Source organism: Streptomyces endophyticus (assembly GCF_035798155.1).
Taxonomy (GTDB): Bacteria; Actinomycetota; Actinomycetes; order Streptomycetales; family Streptomycetaceae; genus Streptomyces; species Streptomyces endophyticus.
This window is the reverse complement of record NZ_JAOZYC010000159.1, coordinates 1-480: the sequence shown is the minus strand read 5'-3', so window position 1 is coordinate 480 and position 480 is coordinate 1. Positions and strand designations below refer to the sequence as shown.

Below are 480 nucleotides of genomic sequence, written 5' to 3'. Positions count from 1 at the left end.
GCAGGGTTGGCGTGGCGTCCGGGATGCGTGAAACGTCGACGTCCCACCATGGCGCGCCATCCTTGTGGGCACGGTTGATGTCCAGCCCCGGCGCCGAGCGTACGGCGGTGGACGACTTCTGCGTTGGCGCACGACTGGTGGAACAACTGGCAACCAGCATAGCCAACGCGGCAAATGCCATCAGCTTCAGGGGTTTATTCATAGGCAATGCCCGCATTACTTGACGCCCCGTGCTTGGACGGTCGAGCGCAGCTCGCGTCTGGTGATGCTGATCAAGCTGGCCGATGCGACGGCCGCCTCTGCGCTGCAAGGCTTCACGGCCAAGCTGCGCAGCATTGCTGAGCCGATGCGCCAGACCCTGACCTACGACCAGGGCAAGGAGATGGCGCGCCATGCTGAGCTGACGGCCAACACGGGCGTGATGGTGTACTTCTGTGACCCGCACAGCCCTTGGCAGCGTGGCTCCTGCGAGAACACCAA

Annotated in this window: 1 protein-coding gene and 1 pseudogene; both read left to right on the top strand. The window is 63.8% G+C overall.

All coding sequences use genetic code 11. The features are described from left to right. Positions 1 to 224, top strand: a 224-nt coding sequence (locus OKJ99_RS32255) for a hypothetical protein (protein ID WP_326021540.1), incomplete at its 5' end; no start/stop codon positions are given. Positions 225 to 241: 17 nt separating this feature from the next. After that, a pseudogene (locus OKJ99_RS32250) lies at positions 242 to 480 on the top strand (IS30 family transposase); the annotation flags it as partial.